This is a genomic window from Cupriavidus phytohabitans, from assembly GCF_017815025.1.
GTDB lineage: Bacteria > Pseudomonadota > Gammaproteobacteria > Burkholderiales > Burkholderiaceae > Cupriavidus.
This window is the reverse complement of sequence record NZ_JAGIQB010000247.1, coordinates 1-522: the sequence shown is the minus strand read 5'-3', so window position 1 is coordinate 522 and position 522 is coordinate 1. Positions and strand designations below refer to the sequence as shown.

Annotated in this window: 1 protein-coding gene; it reads left to right on the top strand. The window is 59.2% G+C overall.

Going from position 1 to position 522, the window contains the following annotated elements:
- The coding region (locus J8I34_RS34355; protein WP_209808623.1) for a transposase at positions 1–388 on the top strand (388 nt) is incomplete at its 5' end.
- Positions 389–522: the final 134 nt, after the last annotated feature.

Genomic DNA, 522 nt, shown 5'->3' with positions numbered 1-522 from the left:
TTCGGCAGTCGTGACGCCGGCCAATGTCCACGACAAGCATGCGCTACCCCAGTTACTGCATGGGCAGGAACAGCGCGTCTATGGTGATAGTGCCTACGCCAGTCAGCAGGAGCTGATCGCATCGAAAGCTCCCCACGCCAAGGACTTCACCAATCAGCGTACCCGCAAGAACGGCCAGATTGACGAGGTGCAACGCGGGAAGAACCGAAACAAATCGAAGATCCGTGCCCGGGTCGAACATGTCTTTGCCGTGGTCAAGCGCCTGTGGGGTTTCACCAAAGTCCGCTACCGCGGCCTGAAAAAGAATGCCGGCCGGGCCTTCACGGCCCTGGCGCTGGCCAATCTTTACCTGAGCCGAGGACATCTGATGGGAGCAGTCCGCCCATAAAGGGCGAGTGCGGGGCGAGCGCCTCGCCAACACACCCCGTTGGGGGGCGCAGCAAGCCAAAATCTCGTCATCAGAGCCATTTTTCAAAGCGAATAGGCTCCGCGTCGAACCGCTCCACAAAAAATCAGCAGCTT